The 19,884-nt window shown below is 67.0% G+C and carries 7 protein-coding genes and 2 pseudogenes; 8 read left to right on the top strand and 1 reads right to left on the bottom strand.

The genetic code is table 11. From position 1 onward, the window contains the following. Nucleotides 1-74: 74 nt before the first annotated feature. Nucleotides 75-4,478, bottom strand: coding sequence for a hypothetical protein (locus AVT10_RS14625; protein ID WP_066693052.1), 4,404 nt, complete (start codon nucleotides 4,476-4,478; stop codon nucleotides 75-77). Nucleotides 4,479-5,041: 563 nt separating this feature from the next. On the opposite strand from AVT10_RS14625, the gene AVT10_RS14620 reads away from it, so the two are divergent. The 8 genes and pseudogenes from AVT10_RS14620 to AVT10_RS18340 all read left to right on the top strand — a co-directional run. Further along, a complete protein-coding gene (locus AVT10_RS14620; protein ID WP_066693049.1) occupies nucleotides 5,042-9,814 on the top strand; it encodes a DEAD/DEAH box helicase in 4,773 nt (1,590 codons plus the stop codon). Nucleotides 9,815-10,030: 216 nt separating this feature from the next. Next, nucleotides 10,031-12,181: a UvrD-helicase domain-containing protein gene (locus AVT10_RS14615; protein WP_066693046.1), complete on the top strand. Its 2,151-nt coding sequence runs from the start codon at nucleotides 10,031-10,033 to the stop codon at nucleotides 12,179-12,181. Further along, nucleotides 12,178-15,384, top strand: a complete 3,207-nt coding sequence (locus tag AVT10_RS14610; RefSeq protein ID WP_066693044.1) for a helicase C-terminal domain-containing protein — start codon at nucleotides 12,178-12,180, stop codon at nucleotides 15,382-15,384. Before AVT10_RS14615 ends, AVT10_RS14610 begins: the two co-directional genes overlap by 4 nt. Continuing rightward, nucleotides 15,384-17,276, top strand: a complete 1,893-nt coding sequence (gene drmB, locus AVT10_RS14605) for a DUF1998 domain-containing protein (protein WP_066693043.1) — start codon at nucleotides 15,384-15,386, stop codon at nucleotides 17,274-17,276. The genes AVT10_RS14610 and drmB overlap by 1 nt, the downstream gene beginning before the upstream one ends. Then, complete coding sequence (locus tag AVT10_RS14600; protein ID WP_066693042.1) at nucleotides 17,264-19,003, top strand: nuclease-related domain-containing DEAD/DEAH box helicase; 1,740 nt, start codon at nucleotides 17,264-17,266, stop codon at nucleotides 19,001-19,003. Before drmB ends, AVT10_RS14600 begins: the two co-directional genes overlap by 13 nt. Nucleotides 19,004-19,097: 94 nt before the next feature. After that, nucleotides 19,098-19,313: pseudogene (locus AVT10_RS14595) on the top strand (transposase); the annotation flags it as partial. Nucleotides 19,314-19,643: 330 nt separating this feature from the next. Next, a pseudogene (locus AVT10_RS18965) lies at nucleotides 19,644-19,703 on the top strand (hypothetical protein); the annotation flags it as partial. Then, nucleotides 19,704-19,884, top strand: a 181-nt coding sequence (locus AVT10_RS18340; protein WP_420038515.1) for a hypothetical protein, incomplete at its 3' end; no start/stop codon positions are given. It lies immediately after the preceding pseudogene.

Genomic DNA, 19,884 nt, shown 5'->3' with positions numbered 1-19,884 from the left:
GAGGCCTCGCAGATGTCGAACTGTGACGCGGATCTGGCAAACAACCGGGATGGGTCGCTTTCCTGGCGGGCCGCTTACGTGCATCGTTTGGACCGTGCCTTGATCGATGTTCTGGTCTTCGCTGTGTTCGACTTGCGTTTGGCTCGCGCGGCCGTGCGCTTGTCCTTGAGCGGGACCACCCCGGAGACGTCGATCGCGCACACAATCGGTTGCGGACCGGTCGCGGCGCTTTCGCGCATTGCCCGTGCGCGCGCATGAAGGTGGTCCATGACGACGGAGAAGGGGACGAGTGGGTCGCCCGGTGCGATTTCCCAGCCGCCCGGGCGCGGCTGCTGGAGGACGAGGAGCAGGATGCCGCGACGCGCCGTCTCATGGCGCAGATACTGACCGCAAAGTTGAACTTCGAGCGCCGCTTCCAACTGCTTGACCGAAAGGCCATCCGCCACCTTGATCTCGATCGGCAGGTCGACACCGCCATGTCGGCTCGTTAGCGTGATGTCGGGTTCCTTTTCATCCGCGAAATGGGTCTCGCGCTGTATGGTATAGGCTTCCTTGCGCCGCTCATCGAGTTGGGTCGCGACCCATCGTTGAACCGCATTCTCGTCGGCCAGTCCCTGCAACGTATCGCCCTGCGCGAACTTGCCGTGAAGAAGATCATGCTCGATTGCCTCAAGCCTGCGCCGCGCTATCAGTTGCAGATCTTCCGTCGTGCGCGGCGCACGATCGAAACTCTGCTCGAATACGATCACGTCGGACGGCAGCCAGGCGGCTAGCACCGAATTCACCTCGGTATGTCGCTCGGCATGGATGCGCAGATGCTTGGGCTCGATCGGAAAATCGGGGATCTCCGCCATGCGCCGGATCGCGGCCTGTGTGGCTTCGCCGGGCGTCTTCAGTAGCCTGTCGAAGATCATATGCCGCGCGTCCTGCGCCTCATCGCGCAATCCCGGGGAATAGACCTTGCCGTTCGCGCGCACGATGTCGTCCGCGGGCCGGACACCCTCGAACGCAATGATGAGCAATTGCTCGAGCCGCTCGGCGGAAAGAGGCAGTGGCGGTGCTACGGTGCGATTGAACCGGCCACCGAACAGCCGCGGCAACAAAGTGCAGCACAAGGCGGTCTGGTCCTGACCGTCGAGCATGCTCATTTTCTCGCGCAGCCGGTCGACGGCACAATCGCCCTCCAGCGCGAAGAGAAGCAGCAGATAATAGGCTGCGACCACGGGGTCGGTCGCCGCCGTCGCGCGCGCTTCGGCCAGCTCCGCCAATCCCTCGGACAGGAAAGGCTGCGCTTGGATCAGCACCGAGACGATCTTCTCGAGCGCCACGGCTGCCAGATCGTCATGGTCGCGCAGATAATCGATCAGGTCCGGAACCAGCAGCCGGGCAAGCACGCCATCGGCATATTCCAGCCGGTCGAGCATCCCGTGGTCCACCTCATTGACCCGGTCGAGCTGCGCGCGAGACGCCCGCCACAATACCGAGCGCACGGCCTCGGGATGCGCCTGGCTGAGCGGTACGAGATAGTCAGGAAAGCCGTTGAGCTCGATCACGGCCAGCCGCGCCGCCTGCGCGGCGCAGGCTGGATCGAGCTGCTCCGCCCAGTTCGGGACCGTGGCTGCCGCCAGCGACATGCCGGTCAATGCCATGATGTCGAAGCTCGTGACCGTGCGGCGCTGGGCGGCCTCTTCGACGGTTCCGACCGGAGTGCGCTTATAGGCGAACGCCATCAAAGCCTCGCCGAAGCGTCTTGTCATCTCCGGCCCGAACACCGGCTCGACCACATCGAGGCTGTCGATCGAGTAGCGCGAGCGGGACTGGGTCCGCCAGGAGAGGAACTGCCAGAGATGATAGAGGCGCGAGTCTACGGTCTCGTCGGTCTGAGGCGACAAGCTGTCGAAGAAGTTCGGATCGTCACGGAGCTTGTTGATGAGCTTGACCCAGCTCTGATCGCGCGCTTCAGCTTGGTGTTCATTGCGCTTCCGCGCCGCTTCGAACCCAGCCATTCGCTCGACCATCTCGGGCGTCTCAGGCGGCGGCGACCGCCAGGCCGCAAGCTGGGCTGAGAGCTCCGCATCGTCGGCGACGGCGTCGACGATGCGCTGCATGTCTCTGTCGGTGCCCCCGAAATCCCGCCAGAGCGTATGCGCCGCGCGGAGCGCCGTCAGCCGATCCTGCCGGTCGGTTCGCTCGCGCATATCGAGGAGGAGCCAGTCGATGTCGGCGAGACTCAGCAGCACCGGCCATCCGAGATGCTGGACGAACCAGATGTTGAGCTCGCCATCGTCACGCGCATAGGGATGCGTGCGTAGCCGCACGATCGACCGCCAGAGCGACGTGCGGCGCCGCCCCGGCGATGCACCAAATGCCTCGCCCAGCGCCTTGAAGCTTGCCTCGGACCCGATCCGACGGTGCGATTCGTGCAGCAGTAGGAAGAGATCCGTGACGACATCTGGGATGTCCGACGGATGATAGTCGAGGAGATGAAGCGCCGCGCTGGCTGCCATCTGCGAGAAGGCCTCGCGAAACGGCTTGTCGTCGTCGACCGTGTCGCCGCTGAAATCGCCGGACCGAGCGACGACTTCCGTCAGGAAACGGTGCAAGTCTTCCCGGCGCGTCAAGCCCGCCGGCAGCTCACTGCCCAGCGGCAGTATGGTCGCAATGTCGTCCTCGCCCGTGACCCCGGCATTGTCGATCAACGCGAAGAATGCCTCAACATCGATCTCCTCCGGGAACAGCGCGTCCAGGGCCTGGAGAATGATCGAGCGTGAGAGATCGGACCCATGCTCCACAACGTGCCGTGCATAGGCGGTGCGATCTGCCTTCTCGCCGAGCTTCAGAAGAGCCCGGCCCGCGAGCAGCTGCGTGATCTCGTCGGTGCTGCGGTCGTAGGCAACTTGGCGCACCACGGGAAGACCGCCTTTCTGGCCGCCGAAATCGACGAGGCGCAGCAGAAGGTGCCGCGCTTCCTCATCGCCTTTGGCAATCTCCCACCAACCCGGGATATGGTCGTCGAGACCGGGATCGGCGAACCGGCGAAGCCCCTGCTCGCCGAACCAGAGCTTCTGCGGATCGATCGTCTCGACCTGCGCGAGCGCCGCCGCAAATGCTTTGACCCGCACCGGTATCGGCAACGATCCCGGATCACCATAGCGCAGAAGATTATAGGGCGACCGAGCGATGAGTGAGGCGGCGATCGCATCATTCTTGCCGGCCAGCCATGCCGACACCTCGACCATCTCCGGCCGAACCAGCCGATAGCCATAGGTATCGGCGAACAGGAGATCGCGCACCACCGCCACGGGACACCCCTCAGCGAGAAGCCATCCCAGCCAGCGCGCCAGCAAATAGCATCGCAGCGTCGCCTCATTGTCGTTGTGCAGCCGCGCCCGGCCTAGCGTCGCCGGATCAAAGACCGGGCGCCCCAGCAGCAGAAGCCGTTCGCCGTCGGGCCAGTCCGGCAGGATCTCCTCGATCGGCATCGAGCGCTCGGGAGGCGACAGGTCCAGGCCGGCGGCAGGGACCCGCACGGAATCGCGCCCGCACAGCAAAAATGCTGCTCCAATCCGGTCGATGGCGTGAGCGCCCTTGGCGAGGTCGAGCGGATCGCGCTTGCGGCGAAGCGGATCGGGATCGAGCAGTCTCGCCTTTAGGCTGGCCTCGATCATCTCCCGAAGCGAGCCGAGCCGCTTATGATCGCGCCAGAACTCCACCATCCAACCTAGGTCCATCGGCCGCGCCGCGAATTCCCAGAGGCTGCCATGATCGACGGCAGCCAGGAGAGCATCGATCGCCTCGATGCCCGAGGCACGCGCGAAGCGCTCGACCTGCCAGCGGCTGAGCGGCTCCATGACCAGGACACTGATCTCTTCGCGCACTCTTGGCGGACTTTCGTCCCGGTTCTGCAGTGTCGCGCGAACCTCGTCCGCGACATCGGTCGGCGGAGGGGGCGGCTCGGGGAGCGAGAGCCATTTCTCGACCGAGATGCGATCAGCCGTCTTATCCCAATCGGTATAACGGCTCGAGATGTAGAGATGAACGCGCTCCTCCAGCCCGGCGATTGCATCGGCCAGCTTCCGACAGGCGGCGTCGAAATGATGTCCTTGGTCCTTGGCTTCGTCGACCGAGTCCACGAACAGCCAACAAGGCGCGTCCGGGTCTGCCCGCCATTGCGCAAATCGAGCGCGGTCGGCCGGAACGAGCGACGCCTCGAGGCCGGCGTCCGCGACGTCGCGCACAGTCACCTTGAACGCAAACTTGTTCGCCTGGCGCAGCGCAGAACATTGATAGTCGAATTCGCTGGACTTGCCGCTGCCCGCCTCGGCCAGAACGATGGTGCGGCGCTTCTCCAGCAGTTCGGGCCACGCCGGCATGCCTTTCAGGTCCTCGCCGAGCAGCCCCCGGAACGGCCGGTCCTCGTCCCCTTCCTTGGTAGCCGGACGAAACCGGCGACTGAGATCGTAATGCTCCCCGAACATCTTCTTCCTATAGCGGCGCCGTCGATTCCGAACAGTGCCATGATGCTCTTTGATGTTGGTGCTGCAAGCCGCAAGCGGAGTTGATCTTGTGCGTTCGCCAAGATTTCTTCGCACCGGCATCGGATCGTTACCCGGCCTTCGGCAAGTTATGTCAGAAGAAGACATTGGGGGTGCTGATCGGAGCGTCAGGATGTGGTCGAATGCTGCCGGACGGCTTCGCGTAATCCAATGACCCAGTTCCGGACGTTCATGCTGACTTTTCAGCCCCTCAGCTTCGGACAACCGTTCGGAAACGGCTGGTTCACTCGACTCGCATCAAGTGGAACCCGTTGGCCGCTCGAACTGTATCGACCATTCGATGAGCTGCGCGATGAAGACGGTAGGATCACCACCAAAATATCACACGGCCGTCCGTCAGCGCGACCGCATGAGCCTGAACGGGCCGACGTCCGATCGCCGGCACAGCTCGGTTGATCGACTTTCGATCGAGTGTCCATGACGGCTTAACAAGCCTGCCTACATCGGTCACATTCGACGGCGCACGAAGGGGGGACAGGGGCAGAATGGCAATTGTGAACCCCGCCGCGACTAGCGGCGGCTATGATAGACTCGCACCCTTCATCGTCGAGGAGTGCGAACGCCGCATGCGGGCCTACGAGGCACAGCCGCGCGACGTCAACGAGCACTACGAGACCGAGGTGGAAGTGCTTTCCGGCGGGTACGCTTGGAGGCAGCTCTTCGAACTCGTCCAGAACGCCGCCGACGCGATCGGAGAGGCCGGGGACTCGAGCGGGCGCATCCAGATTACGCTCGAGCGCGACCGCATCGTCGCGGCGAACACCGGCGCTGCGCTGGACGAGGGCGGCATCGTCGCCCTGCTGAACGCGAGGAGCTCGTCCAAGCGCGCCGGTCAGATCGGCCGGTTCGGCATTGGCTTCAAGTCGCTCCTGAAACTCGGCGGGGCAGTCGAGATCGTCAGCCGCTCCGTCGGCCTGCGATTCGACCCCGAATGGTGCCGCACTACGATCAGGCAGCGGCTCGGACTTGAGACGGGCGCCCGCGCACCCGGCATGCGCCTCGCGGTGGCCGTGGATCCCGCCGATCCGAGCGGGCCGCTTCGACCCGACGGAGACCTCGACTGGGCGACGACGGTGGTCACCGCCGAGGTGGCGGACCCCGCCGTCCGCGAGCGGCTCGTCAGCGAGATGGTCTCCTTTCCCGCGGAGTTTCTCCTCTTCCTCGACGCCGACGTGGAACTCGTGCTCAACGTGGACGGGGGTCCGCTGCGCATCATCACGCGCAGGCACGATGGCGACCTCCTAGTCGTCGGCGACGAACAGAGCGAGACCCGCTGGCGCGTGTTCCAACGGCGGGTTCGGATCACGGATGCCGCTGCGATCGCTGACGCCCTCCATCTGCAGGCCCGCGACGAGGTGCCCCTCGCATGGGCCGTGCCGGTCGGCGGGCGTGAGGCGGCCGGACAGTTCTGGGCCTTCTTCCCCACGCAGAGCCAGACGCTCGCCGAAGGCATCCTTAACGCGCCCTGGAAGCTGAACAGCGACCGCACGGGCGTCATCAAGGGGGCGTGGAACGAGGCCCTCATGCAGGAAGCCGCGAAGCTGATGGCCGACCACATGGGCTACCTCGCGACGACTGAGGACCCGGGCATCCCGATCGGCGCGCTTCCGAGACAGCTCGAGCGGCAGGACGAGATCGCGGCCTCGCTTGTGAAGCCGCTTTGGGACCTGCTCGCTGACCGCCCAATTGTGGCGGACGGGACTGGCAGTCTCCGGCGCGCAGCCGAGCTGCTGCGGCATCCGACACAGGACGCCGAGCTGCTGCGGCGCTGGCATGGCATCGCGGGCGAGATGCGCACGGGACCGTTCGTGCACCCGACCTGCCAAGCGGGCCGGAGCCGCGGGGCGCGGCTCACCGCGCTCGCGCAGGAGGCGACCGGCCGGCGCAACAGGTCCCTTTCGGGCAGGCCCGAAGCCTTGGGGATCGTCACCGCGCCTCGTTGGCTGGAACGCGCCGCGAGCATCGACCCGACCACCGCGACAGCGCTGCTCTCGCTCGTCGGCGACGCGGCGGAGCGCAAGCTTCTCGCCCCGCAGGATCTGCGCGCCGCGGCGATCATCCCCACCGCCGGCGGGCGTCTGGCGCCGGCCGCGCTGACAATCATCACGTCCGGCAGCGCGCCGGCCGGCCTCGAGCCCGTCGCCCCGGCCGTCGTCGCAGACGAGAGATCCAAGGACGTGCTCACGCGCATCCTCGGAGTGCGGGAGATGGCGGAGGATGTCTGGGGCGACGTGCTCGCCGGCGCCTTGGCCGCCGCAAAGGCGTCGGGCGGCGACAACTGGGTCCCGTTCTGGGCGAACCTCGCGGATGCTCCTCCAGAGGCGGCGTCCGCCTTCTTGGCGAACGTGAACGCAAACGACCTTAGGTTCCGTGACAGGACGGGCGCGTTCAGGCCCCGCGACGAGCTCGTCGTCCCCTCCGTTGATGAGGCGGACGACGTGCCCAACGAGCTGGCGCTCGACCGCGACTTCCATGCACCGCACGCGTCACGGCTGCCGGCGTGGCTGCTCGCACGCCTGCCGCCGCCCGGCGTCCGGTTCGGCATCGAACTCACCGGGCGTGCGGGGCGCTTGGTCGAGGGCTACTTCAGCAACCTCCGCTCGCTCGGCTGGCCGAGGATGAAGGGCAGTCCGCGCTGGGGCAAGACGGGGGTCCTTCAAGCGAGCATCATCGACATGCCGCACGGCTGGAAGATCCTGCCCTTCGCACCCGCGGGGCTCGCGGCGGATCTGGGGAGCCAGTGCATCGCGGCGCTAAGACGGCAGACGACCGCCATCGGAGGCGACGGTGACGGTAATTTGTTCGATGCGGTGACCTTCGGTCATCTCACCCGTCGCGAGAATTACGAAGAGTTCACCGCGCCGCATCCGTTCCTCGCGATCCTTGCGGAGCATGGACGGGTGCGAATCGGCGACAGCATCGTCGCGCTGAGGGCGGCGCCGGAGGAGACGGCACTGGTGCTGGACGCCGCAGGGCTATGCGACGGAGCGGCCGTCACCGCCTTCCGTCGCGCGATGGCCGAGCCGACCGAACTCGATCCCCTCGGTCGCGGGAAGTCGGCCGATCCGACGGAGGTGGCCGGAGCCTGGTCGGCGGTGTTCTCCGCCGCCGCGCAGGTCAGGGACCGGTTCGACAGGCTGTGCCCCGTTTGGGAGGGGGCAGTCCGCGACGGGGCTGTGCCTCCGGTCGTGCCGACCCGCGACGGACCACTACCGATCGATCAGGTGTTCGTCAGCGTCGACAGAGACCAAGCCGCCAGCGCAAGTGAGGACGGACGCCTCATCACCCTGTCACCCGCCGCAGCGGACTTATGGATCGACGCCGGCGCCCGGCTGCTCGCCGAACACACCGAGACCTCCTACGACGACACGCTGGACAGGCCGGGTCCTCTTACCGGCCTATTCCCCGAGCTGTCGCCACTGTTCGCCTCGGTCACCCCGCCCGATGCGATGTGGGTCTTCGGACTGTCGGAGCGCAGCGGCTACCAGGACCGGGAGCCTCCGGTCGCCCGCGACGCGACCGGCGTGGTGCTTCTCGACCGCGACCGGATGAGCGCACTGTCTTGGGCGGACGGCGTCAAGGCGCTCGTTCAAGCGCTCCACGGCTTCGGGCTGCTCCCGACCGATCCTGCCGAGGCCATGGCCTTGCTTAGCAGCGCCCGCGCGGCCGAAGCACGTGCGAACGTGCGCTCGGAGCCCAACCTGCCGCTGCGACTGCTGCGGGCAGTCGGCGGCGATCCCGCCGTCCTCCTCGCCACCCTTCCGCAGCCGGCCGTGCGCGCGCTGTGCGGCAAGGCGGAGGCGGTGACGATCGCCGAACTCGCCATCGCGATCAACGGACCGGCCATCCTCTCCAGACTCCAAGCGGCGCTCGCCTCGTCGGGCCTGCAGCCTCCCGAGCGCTGGGGCGGCGAGAGGGCGCGGGAGTTCGCGACGGAACTGGGGTTCCCCGCTGAGTACGGGAGTAGCGTCAGCGTGAGGCGCGATCCCGAGCTGCTGGTCTCAGGCCCTGCTCCTCTGCCGAACCTGCACGACTACCAGCACGACATCCTCGCCTCACTTCGCGAGCTCATTGAGAGCGGACGGGGAAGACGGCGCGCGGTCGTAAGCCTGCCTACCGGGGGCGGCAAGACGAGGGTGGCTGCGGAAGCCGTCGTGAGGCTCGTCCTCAACGGCGAGGGCGAGCGGAGCGCGCTGTGGGTCGCGCAGACGGACGAGCTGTGCGAGCAGGCCGTGCAGTGCTTCCGGCAGCTCTGGTCCAACCTCGGCCGGGAGGGGCAAGATCTCAGGGTCGCGAGGCTCTGGGCCGGCCAGCCGGACCCACGCCCTCCGGCCGCGGACGAGCCGGTCGTCGTCGTGGCGAGCATTCAGACGCTGAACCTGCGGTTCGACGTGCGCGGTCTAGAATGGCTAAGCCGCCCCGGGGTCGTCGTGATCGACGAGTGTCACCACGCTATCGCGCCAAGCTACAGCTCGCTACTGCGCTGGCTCGACGTGCAGACTGGGACCGAGACCGCCCGGGACCGGGAGCCGCCCGTGCTAGGGCTGAGCGCTACCCCGTGGCGTGGTCGCGACGAGGACGAGTCCGCACGTCTCGCCGCTCGCTTTGATCGACGATGGCTGCCGCGTGACCAAGCGGGCCTGCACGACGCCCTAAGGCGGCGCGGCGTGCTCGCGGAGATGCGTTACAGCCCGATCAGATACGACCGGCCCGTCGAGCTGAGCGAGGCGGAGCGACGTCACTTTGACCAGTATGGGGAGCTGCCGGAGCACGTTATCGAACGGATCGGACACGACAGGGAGCGCAACGACCTGATCTTCGAGCACGTGCTCGCCAGCCAAGCCTCCTCCATCCTCCTGTTCGCCAATTCCGTAGCCCACGGCCAGTACCTAGCGGCGCGGCTCCACCTCGCCGGCTGCCCGGCGGCGGCGGTCAGTGGGGAGACGGACCGCCTCGCCCGTCAGCACTTCATCCGACGCTTCCGGGAGGGCGAGCTCAGAGTCCTCTGCAACCACTCGGTGCTCACCACGGGCTTCGATGCACCCAAGTCGGACATGATCCTGATCTCGCGACCGGTATTCAGTGCGGTCCGATACATGCAGATGGTCGGGCGCGGTCTGCGGGGGCCGGCGAACGGAGGCACGCCGCACTGCGAAGTGGCGACCGTAGAGGACAACATCCTCACCTACCGCGACCGGCTGGCCTACCACTTTTGCAGGCAGTTCTTCGAAGCCGGGCGGGAGCGGGCGGCGGCATGAGCCCGCGGATCCACCACTATATTCGACGCGCATCTATGCTTCCGGAAGCGCGCCCGCCGTGGCAGGCGGCGGGCGTGAGTAAGTCGGGAAAGGGGACTGCCCGACGTCGCGATCGCCCTGCCTCAAGCAGGCACTCGTCGCCTCCCGGCTTACACGACCGGATGGCAGCCACTTGCGTTTCCCTTACAGCCGGCTAGCCTGCGAACGGGAGGGATCATGAGCACTGTGCAGGTCGCCGTCGAGAAGGCGGGCAAGCTCATAGAGACGGTGGAACGTCCGCTCCGGGAAGCCAAGGGCGGACCTGCGGTGATGTATCGTCGTCACCTCTGGCGCCTGCACGAGGGCCGGATCGAGATCAATGGAACTCCACTCGACAACGAGGCGGACGGACCACGGCAGCCGCGCGTCAACAGGCCCGAGCCGGAGGCTCCTCCGGACGACACGGCGGTCCGCAATTGCATCGCAGGAGCCTCGGCTTCAGCACGGATGCTGGTCGACGCGGGTCCGGGTACCGGCAAGACGGAGATCGCGGCCCGGCGGCTCGCGGGGCTCGTCAGACGGGAGCTCTCGCCCTCGCAGCTTCTCGTCCTGAGCTTCTCGCGCAGCGCGGTGCGAACACTGACCCAGCGCATCGGAAGGATCGGCGAAACTGACGCGCGCGTCGTCGAAGAGCTTCGCCACCTATCGATCAGGACCTTCGACTCTTGGGCGTTCAGGATGCTCCGCCTGCTTGGCGAAGCGCCCCAAACGCTTATCACCCGACCACACGACCACAACATTGCCGCGCTCACCGAACTCATGGGAGGCGATCGCCGGGACGACGTGCGCCGCTTCATCGGCGACCGGCGGCACATCGTCGTGGACGAGTTCCAAGACCTGCCCGGTGTTCGCGGCGACCTCGTCCTGGCGCTTCTCGCCCTTCTGGCGCCCCGGGGCCAAGAAGGCTGCGGATTCACGATTCTCGGTGACCCGGCGCAGGCGATCTACGGCTTCGCCAGCGGCGCACGCGAGGATGGAACCCCCTTCCCGACGCCGAAACAGTATTGGGACGAGGTAGGCCGGCTCTACGACGGCGAGCTCACGCATGGGTCACTGGTCAGGAACCACCGGGCGGAGGCATCCCTCGCACAAACGTCGTCGAGCCTTAGAACCGTCCTACTCGGCGACCGTCCCGAACGGGAGAAGCTCCGGGTAATGCTGGCCGCGATCTCGGCGCTGCCGGAGCCAGCGAAGCCGCTGGGGCGCGGCCTGCTGGAGGCCGCCACGGGAGGCAGCCGCGCGATACTGACGCAGACCAACGGGGAGGCGCTACGGGTGCTGCAGGCACTCTACGGCCAAGAAACTGAAGCCACGGCGGTCCCCGTCCGGCTGCACGCCGGCAGGCACACCGCGCTGCCGCCCGCGTGGATCGGAGCGCTGCTCAGGAAGGCGCGGTCCACTTCGGTACCGCGATCGCAGTTCGGCCGCATCCACACCCATCTCGCAGATGCTTGGGGTAAGGAGGGTTGCGCACGGCTGGGATTGCCGGTCGAGGAGGTGGCTTGGCTGCGGCTCGCGCGTGCGAGCGGGGCCGCCGAGGACGCCAACGCCATCGACATGGCCCAGCTTCGCGACCGCCTCACGTGGCCCGACGCCTTCCCAGACGACCAGCCCGTCGCCGAGGGCGGCGTGATCGTCACGACCGTCCACCAGTCCAAGGGCATGGAGTTCGACGCCGTCACCCTGCTCGAGCCGAAAGAGCGCCAGAAGCGAGACGACGGCGTGGAAGATGATCCGGGGGAGCGGGCCAGCGTCGCTTACGTTGGCATGACACGGGCCGGACGGACGCTCGAACGCGCACCCGCGGGTCAGATCTACCGCGTCCCTGTCCATTGGGATTTCGCCGACGGGCGCCGGCGGCTGTCATGCTGGCGCAAGCGGTGGATCAACATGGAGATGGGGCTGCGCGGCGACATCGACCCGCTCGGCTTCGCGGATCCCGAACTGCTAGGAGGAGCTGAAGGCGTGGAGGCGCTGCAGGCACTTCTCTTGACTGAGGCCGCCACCCTGCCGGGGCGTAAGGTCATGCTCTGCAAGCATCGGGCCGGCGACCATGCCGAGTGGCACATCCATCTCCAGGAGGGCAACAAGCCGGGCAGGCTGCTCGGCCGGACCGCCAACCAGCTCTCGAAGGATCTGCTGAAGGTGCTGCACAAGAAAGGCTACAAGCTGCCGCCCACGATCCTGAACCTCAGGATTTCGTCGGTCGGCACGGTCTCCGCCGGCGACACTGACCGGCTTGGCGAACCGGAGCGCACGAGCGGACTGTGGCTTGGCGTCGGACTCTTCGGCACCGGCGATTTCCAAACGTGGAAGGACAAGGATTGACCCGCCTCGACCACCGACCGGTCCGCAGCGACCTCGTGTCCACCGCGACCGCTCTCCTGCTCGGCCCGCTAGCCGACGACGAGGAGATCGCCTCCGCGCCCGTCGACACCTATCTCACCGGCATCCTCTGGCCGGAGGGCGAGATCCTTGGTGCGATCGAGGACGACCAAGACGACGGTGCGCCGCAGGAGATGGACGGCGAGGCCGATGCCGGCGTGCCCGGATACCGGGCCGTCAGGCCATGCTCGCTCGGCCTGACCTTCGCCGCCGACGAGCAGGCTACCATCTTGGTCTCGACCGCGCGAACCGCGCGCTACGTAGCTATTGAGCGCGAACCGCTGAAGGAGGGCGGAAAACCCAGACGCATGTGGTTGAGGCGACAGCTCGACTACCGGCTCGAGATCGCGCCCGGCGCGGCCGGGACGTGGCGGGTCCACCAGTTCTCCGGAGCCGACGGCGCGCCGGTCTCCGATCCCTCCGTCTGTCTGCACGTCAGGCGGCGGATCACCGACGGCCGGCAGGTGCTGACACTGACCCTCATCAACAGGGCGCAGCCGACCGAAGACCGAATGCGCGACGAGTTCTGCCTGCTCCAGTCGGGACTGGAGGTGAAGGCGCTCGCGGCGGACGGCGGCGGGGCGATCAGGCCACGGCCCGCGCCCGCAACGGTCGGGGCGGACGAGGACGCGCTCTCAGCGACCCTCCTTTACCGCGACGTGCTCGAATACGCCGCCGGTCACGGAGTGGCCGTCGAGTGGGAGCCGTCCGAGCAGCGCCGAGTGGCACGTCTCGAGACCGCCTGGATGCCCGCCGCGCTGGTCAAGGGCATGAGCGCATCCGGCCACGGGTCGCTCCGGGATTTCCTCGGCCGGCACGAGCAGGCGCTCTCCGCCTCGTGGCTCTCACGAGAGGAAGGGCGTGAAGAGGTTCTGGCGGCGCTGGAGGACTTCGCCACCACCTACGAGGCGTGGATCGACAGCACGCTGGCAGTCCGGGTCACGACGTTCGAAGGGGATCTGGGGGACGCAGCCGAGCGCAACCTCCAGCGCTGCCGCGACGCGCTCCGCCGGATCAGGGCGGGCATCGCCACGCTCCGGACCGACCGCCACGCGTGGCGCGCGTTCACGCTCTCCAACGAGGCGATGGACCGGCAGTCCCGGTTCGCCTCAAAAGCGGACCGGGCCGGTCCGCTGACCTGGCGCCCGTTCCAGCTGGCCTACATCCTCATGGTGCTTCCAGGGCTGGTCGACGGGTCGGATCCGGATCGCGATCATGTCGACCTTCTGTGGTTCCCTACCGGCGGCGGCAAGACTGAGGCGTATCTGGGGCTGACCGCCTTCCAGATCCTGCACCGCCGGCTCACGAGCGAGCGCCGCCGCGAGGAGGGCGGCGTCGACGTGCTGATGCGCTACACGTTGAGGCTGCTCACCGTGCAGCAGTTCCAGCGGGCCGCCGCACTGATCTGCGCGTGCGACGCGATCCGGATCGAGCGCGCCGACCTAGGCGAGGCGCCGATCAGCCTCGGGCTCTACGTCGGAGGCGACGCCACTCCGAACCGCACGGGCGATGCGATGAACGCGCTTGACCTCGAGCACGACTACCAGAAGCCCAAGTCCACGCCGCGGCAGCTCCTCGACTGCCCCGTTTGCGGGAGCGGGCTGGACGCCGGCTGCTACTCGCGCGCGCCCTCCGATTCCGGCATCGAGATCCGTTGTGCCAACGCCCGGTGCGCGAGCAGAGGCGAACCGCTGCCGGTCATGACGGTCGACGACTTCATCTACGACGCTCCGCCGAGCCTTCTTATCGGCACAATCGACAAGTTCGCGCAGCTTCCGAGGAGGCGCGACCTGCGTGCACTCTTCGGACTCGATGGTGGCACTAGGCCGGGTCTCATCATCCAAGACGAGCTGCATCTTATATCCGGCCCGCTCGGTTCCATGGCGGGTCTATACGAGACTGTCGTCGACTTGCTCTGCACGGAAGATGGCGTCAGGCCGAAGGTGATCGGATCGACCGCGACCATCGGGCAGGCGTCGCGTCAGGTGCGGGCCCTGTTCGACCGGCCGGTGCTGCAGTTCCCGCCATCCGGCTTCGAGGCCGGCGACTCGTTCTTCGCAGTGCGCGACGAGACGGGTGCCGACCGGCTCTACCTAGGCCTGTGCTCCGCGGGACGAAGCCCCAAGTTCGCCCTGCAGGCGGCTGCGGCCGCGCTGCTCCAAGGCATCGCGCATCTCGTCGAGAACGGGGCCAAGCCGCCGCTCGCCGATCCCTTCTGGACAAGCGTGCTGTACTTCAACAGCCTTCGCGAGCTGGGCGGCGCGCACGTCCTCCTGCAGGATGACATTCCACGCCAGATCGCCTTCCTCGCCAGCAGGCTCGGGTCTAGGCCGAGGCGCCTCGAAACCGACGCCATTGAGCTTAGCAGCCGAGTCTCGTCCCGCGATCTTCCGGCCTACCTCAATGAGCTCGCCAATCCGCTGCCCGACGGGTCTGACCCGTTCGATCCCGAGCCCCGCGACGCCGTGCTCGCCTCCAACATGATATCGGTCGGCGTGGACGTGTCGCGGCTCGGGCTCATGCTTGTGAACGGCCAGCCAAAGTCCACGGCGGAGTACATCCAGGCCAGCAGCCGCGTGGGGCGCGGCATCGACGGGCTGGTGCTGACCCTCTACAATTTTGGTCGTCCTCGCGACGTGTCACACTTCGAGCACTTCCTCTCCTACCACGGAGCGCTCTACCGCAGCGTGGAGGCGACCAGCGTCACCCCGTGGGCGCCGCGCGCACGTGACAAAGCGCTACACGCGGTAGTCGCGGCCGCCGTAAGACACCTGAGCGCCGGAATGGACGACGATGACGCGGCAGCCGCCTTCGATCCGGAGGCTCCGGACGTCGGGCCGCTGATCGCCGCGATCCGCTCCCGGGCGGCATCCGCGTCGCTGGGCATTGAGGCGGCCGAATCGGCCGATGACGTGAACGCCATCGTCGCCGAATGGGCGGCGCGCAGCCAGAACGCGCAGGCCTCAGGCACGGATCTAGTCTACTGGAAGAGGGCGGCGCCCTACGGGCGAACCAAGCCGCACCTCATGACCTCCGCCGAGGAGGGCAGCCAGCCCGGAGCCCTCGCTTGGACCACGCCGAACTCCATGCGGGAGGTGGAGCCCTCGACCGCCTTCGCCCTCAAGACCGTGACCAGGAGAATGTGATGGCCAGACGGCCCCGCTTCGCGCCCGCACCGGCCGCCACGGACGCCATCGAGCCGATCGGCAGCGTCCGGCGCTCACAGCTCGTCTCGACCTTCGGGATCGGCGCGATCGTCGATCTCGAAAAGGGATCGTTCATGCCGATGGGGCTCGAGGACTGGGAGCGGGTGAACTCGCTCCCGGCGCTGCGCATCGGCGAGGAGAGGCTCCAGTCCATGCTCGGCGTCAGCCACTTCCGGCTGGGACCCGTGAAGGAGCAGCTCGCGGGTACCACACAGGTGCGCGCGCGCAGCGCGGCGCCGGCAGTCAGGTTCCCAGAGTGGCACGAGTGTCCCAAGTGCCACCGAATCGGGAAGGAGGGCGCTCCCTTCGAGCTCGCCGACGACGGCGCGCGGTTGCGTTGCACGGCGCACGGGAACGCCACCACTTACACCAGTCCCGTCAGGTTCGTCGTCGCGTGCAGAAAGGGCCACCTCAGCGACTTCCCGTGGGAGTGGTGGGCGCACAGGGGGCGGCAGGAGGGCGTCTGCCAGCGACCGCTCCTGAAGCTCGGGTCGCATGGGCAGTCTGCCTCGCTCGCCGACCTCTACGTCACCTGCGAGGGCTGCGGCACGGCCGAGCGGCCGACGCGGGAGTCGCTCGGCTCCGCCTTCGGCGCCGACGCGCTCGGCGGCTGGAGGTGCGACGGCTTCCGGCCTTGGCTGCACGACCGGCAGGCCGACTGCCGCGAGCCGGTCCGCGCCCTGCAGCGCGGTGCGTCCAACATACACTTCGGCGTCGTCGGTTCGGCGCTCTCGATCCCGCCGGCATCCGAGGCGCTGAACCTACTCATCGAGCAGTCTAGGATGTTCCTCGACGGCGTTCCCGACGCCGCGCTGCCATCGGTGCTCGCGGGCGTCTCGCAGACCTACGGCGTGCCGGTCGCACAGCTCCTCGCCGCCTACAGGCGGGTCCGGGCGATCGAGGAGGGCGGACCGGCGCTCACGGAACGGGCTGCGCGCGAGCAGGAATACGACGCGCTGTCGCAGGATAGGAACGATCCCATCGTGGGCGGCATCGTCCCGCAATTCCAGAACGAGGCACTGACTCCTCCTCCAGCTCTGGCGAACTGGTTCGATCTGATCGGGGCCGCCTCGAGACTGCGGGAGGTGCGCGCGCTCGCCGGCTTCTCGCGGATCGAACCGCACCCGGTGAGCGCCGAGCGCGTCGCCGAGGCCATCGCCCAAGGGAAGGTCTCGCCGCTCTCCAAGACTCCACGCTCGTGGCTGCCAGGCGCGGAGATCAGAGGCGAGGGCATATTTCTCCGCTTCCGGACCGAAGCGGTCGACAAGTGGATCGCCGCCAGTCCCGGTGCGGTGGAGCGCGCAAACATCTTGGAGGCACGCAGCAGGCGGATCGCGGAGCAGCGGGGATACGAGCGCGACTACACCATCACGGCGCGCCTACTGCTCGTTCACTCGTTCGCGCACGCCTTGATCCGCCAGATCTCGGTGGAATGCGGCTACTCGGCTTCAGCGCTCCGGGAACGCCTCTACGTCTCGGACTCGAACCGGATCATGAACGGCGTGCTCGTATACACAGGCTCACCCGACTCCGAGGGTAGTCTCGGAGGACTGGTGCGTCTCGCGGAGCCGGAGCTGCTCGAGCCGATCATCTTGCGGACACTCGCGAACGCGGGGTGGTGCGGAAGCGACCCTGTCTGCCTAGAGACAGACCCAAAGCAATCAGGGGACCGGGTGAGCGGTGCGGCATGCCACTGCTGCCTACTTCTGCCGGAGACCGCCTGCGAGCGCTTCAACCGCGAGCTCGACCGCGCCGTGCTGGTGGGCGACGCCGAGAGCACCTTCGAGGGCTTCTTCGGCCCGATCGCTCCGGAGGCCTCATGGCAGTCCTGATCCCCGACGTCCCCGACAAGTGTCCCAACAGCGAGCGGCTCGTCTACGAGCGGCTCGGGCGCGAGCTTCCGGATGATTGGGTGGTGCTGCACTCGCTCGGCCTGCCGGGGCACGAGACCAAGATCTGGGGCGAAGCCGACATGATCGTGCTCTCCACCCTTGGCGTGTTCGCGCTCGAGGTGAAGGGCGGCAAGGTGTCCTGCTCGGATGGGGTCTGGACCTTCTCCGGCGACTTCAGGAGCTACAGCAAGCGCGAGAGCCCTTGGACGCAGGCGTCCGGAGCGATGAACGCCGTCAAGTCGAGGCTCCAAGAGGCGAACGGATCTTTCAAGGACGCGCTGTTCGGCTTCGGGGTCGTGATGCCCTACACCGAATTCAGGCAAACCGGCGCCGAAATCGTTCCGGAGGTGCTGCTAGACAAGCGTCAGTTCCGCGACACGCTAGGCCACTACATCTCGGCCCTGCAGAGGCACTGGCACGAGGTCTGCGCCGACAAGCACGGCAGGAACTACCGCGGGCTCAGGCCGGACGAGATTCGGCTCGCCCGCCAGATCCTTCGCCCGGACCTTGAGACGGCGCTCAGCTTGGGCGGCTACCTGACTGGCGTCGACGCGCGACTGCTCTACCTGTCCAACGAGCAGATCCGCGCCTCGCGCCGGCTCGCGGCCAATCCCCGGACCGTCGTCCGCGGACCGGCCGGCACCGGGAAGTCGGTGATCGCGCTCGAGCGTGCCCGCCAGCTCGCGGCCGGCGGCAAGCGCGTCCTCATGCTGTGCTTCAACCAGCTGCTCGCCAGCCATGTCCGGCAGGGGCTCGCGGCGGAGGCCGACGGCCCGAAGCCGGAAGTCCGCCACGTCCACGCGCTTTACCACGAGCTAATTAGAGCCGCGGGCATGCTCGACCGCCTAGACGCGGAGAATGCGGAGCATCCCAATTTCTTCCCGCGCCGGTTCCCCGAGATCGCGGCCGAGGCTCTGTGCGAGCGCGCCACCGAGCGTTGGGACGTGGTCGTGCTGGACGAGGCCCAAGATCTACTCACGCCCGAGCATCTCGACGTGATCGACCTCTTAGTCGAGGACGGGCTAAGGCGCGGCCGATGGCACTTCTTCCTCGACCCGCTCCAGAACATCTACGGAGTCGAGACGCAGGACGCTGTTGAGCAGCGGCTCGCGGAGGGCGCACCCGCGTTCGACGACCTGTTCGAGAACTGCCGGAACACGCGGCAGGTCGCGGTACAAGCCTCGATCACGTCCGGCATCGACCTCGCGGTCGCGGGGGCGCCGGACGGCCCGCAGTGCCAAGTCCACTACCATGCCGGCGGAGACGACGGCGTCGCGCGGCTGGACGCGATCGTCCGCGAGCTCATCGCGCGCGACGTGCCGTCGCGCGACATAGCGATCCTCTCGACCCGGCGGCATGAGAACTCGATGCTCGCCGGCCGCCGTGAGATCGCGGGCCGAAAGCTCGCCGAGCCGGTCGACGAAGCGGCGCTGAAGGCCGGCGCGCTGCTCTTCACTACGATGCATTCCTTCAAGGGGCTCGAGCGGCAGGTCGTGATCGCCATCGACATGGAGGAGGTGGGGCACGACCGATGGGCCATGCTCCACTACGCGGGGCTGTCTCGCGCGCGGGGACTGCTCCATCTCCTTCTACCGACAACGGCACGGAAGGCATATGAGCGGCAAGCAGAGGCCTTCGGACGCCGTCTTCAGCAACGGGTCGCCTGAAACAGGGCGGAACTACCAGCCGAGGGCGACGCTCGAGTCAGGACCCATTGATGTGAGCGTTGCGATCTGATTCAGACTCCGCAACGAAACCGGAATGGGTGACCTGTTTTGGCTGACGGATGAGCAGGTCGAGCGGCTTCGGCCGTTCTTCTCAAAAAGCAATGGCAAGCCTCGGGTGGATGACAGGCGTGTGTTGAGCGGCATTGTGTTCGTCAACCGGAACGGCCTGCGCTGGAGCGATGCATTCAGCGCCTATGGGCTCCACAAGACGCTCTACAACGGCTGGATGCGTTGGGGTGAGGCGGGCGTGTTGCCCCACGAACCGGGTACTATGTGACTGCGAGGATCACGCACGCGCCAAGACGCAGCGGGACCGCATCTCGGGCGGCTGCATGCGCGGACGCTGCTCCGTCAAGATTTTTCCGCGATCGCGCTGAACGACCGCTATTGGGGGTCGTAGCTCCTATCTGATGGTGGGTGAACGAACGGCGGAAAAGTCACTTTTGTCCTAAAACCGCCGGGCCGCTTTCCACCAAACGCCACTGAAGACTAACACTGCGGGGCTGGTCAATTATGGCAACTCGCACGAACCAGTAGGTCAGGATATGAACCACGGAGGGGTCAGATACTAATCGAGGAATTGCGGGACGTCCGCCGCGCATCGGGTCTATCGCAACGGGCTCTAGCCAACCGAATCGGAGTGGATACGCAGACCATCAAAAGGTTGGAGGGCGGCGTAGGTTCGTTGGCCACATTGATCGCGGCGATGACGGCATTGAACTTCCGGGCAACGGGCGTCGGTCGTGGCAGTTCGCTGTCCGAACAGCTGCGGGATTGTCGAAGCAAGCGTGTCAATCGGCGTCCAAAAAGGACCCCCTATC

It is taken from the genome of Sphingomonas hankookensis (assembly GCF_001619955.1).
GTDB classification, from domain to species: domain Bacteria; phylum Pseudomonadota; class Alphaproteobacteria; order Sphingomonadales; family Sphingomonadaceae; genus Sphingomonas; species Sphingomonas hankookensis_A.
Note: the sequence above shows the minus strand (reverse complement) of the source record. Positions and strands in the feature narration are given on the sequence as shown.

Excerpts from the sequence above, each read along its gene's own strand:
- AVT10_RS14625 (WP_066693052.1), bottom strand. The coding sequence starts at position 4,478 with ATGTTCGGGGAGCATTACGATCTCAGTCGCCGGTTTCGTCCGGCTACC.
- AVT10_RS14620 (WP_066693049.1), top strand. The coding sequence starts at position 5,042 with ATGGCAATTGTGAACCCCGCCGCGACTAGCGGCGGCTATGATAGACTC.
- drmB (WP_066693043.1), top strand. The coding sequence starts at position 15,384 with ATGGCCAGACGGCCCCGCTTCGCGCCCGCACCGGCCGCCACGGACGCC.
- AVT10_RS14615 (WP_066693046.1), top strand. The coding sequence starts at position 10,031 with ATGAGCACTGTGCAGGTCGCCGTCGAGAAGGCGGGCAAGCTCATAGAG.
- AVT10_RS14600 (WP_066693042.1), top strand. The coding sequence starts at position 17,264 with ATGGCAGTCCTGATCCCCGACGTCCCCGACAAGTGTCCCAACAGCGAG.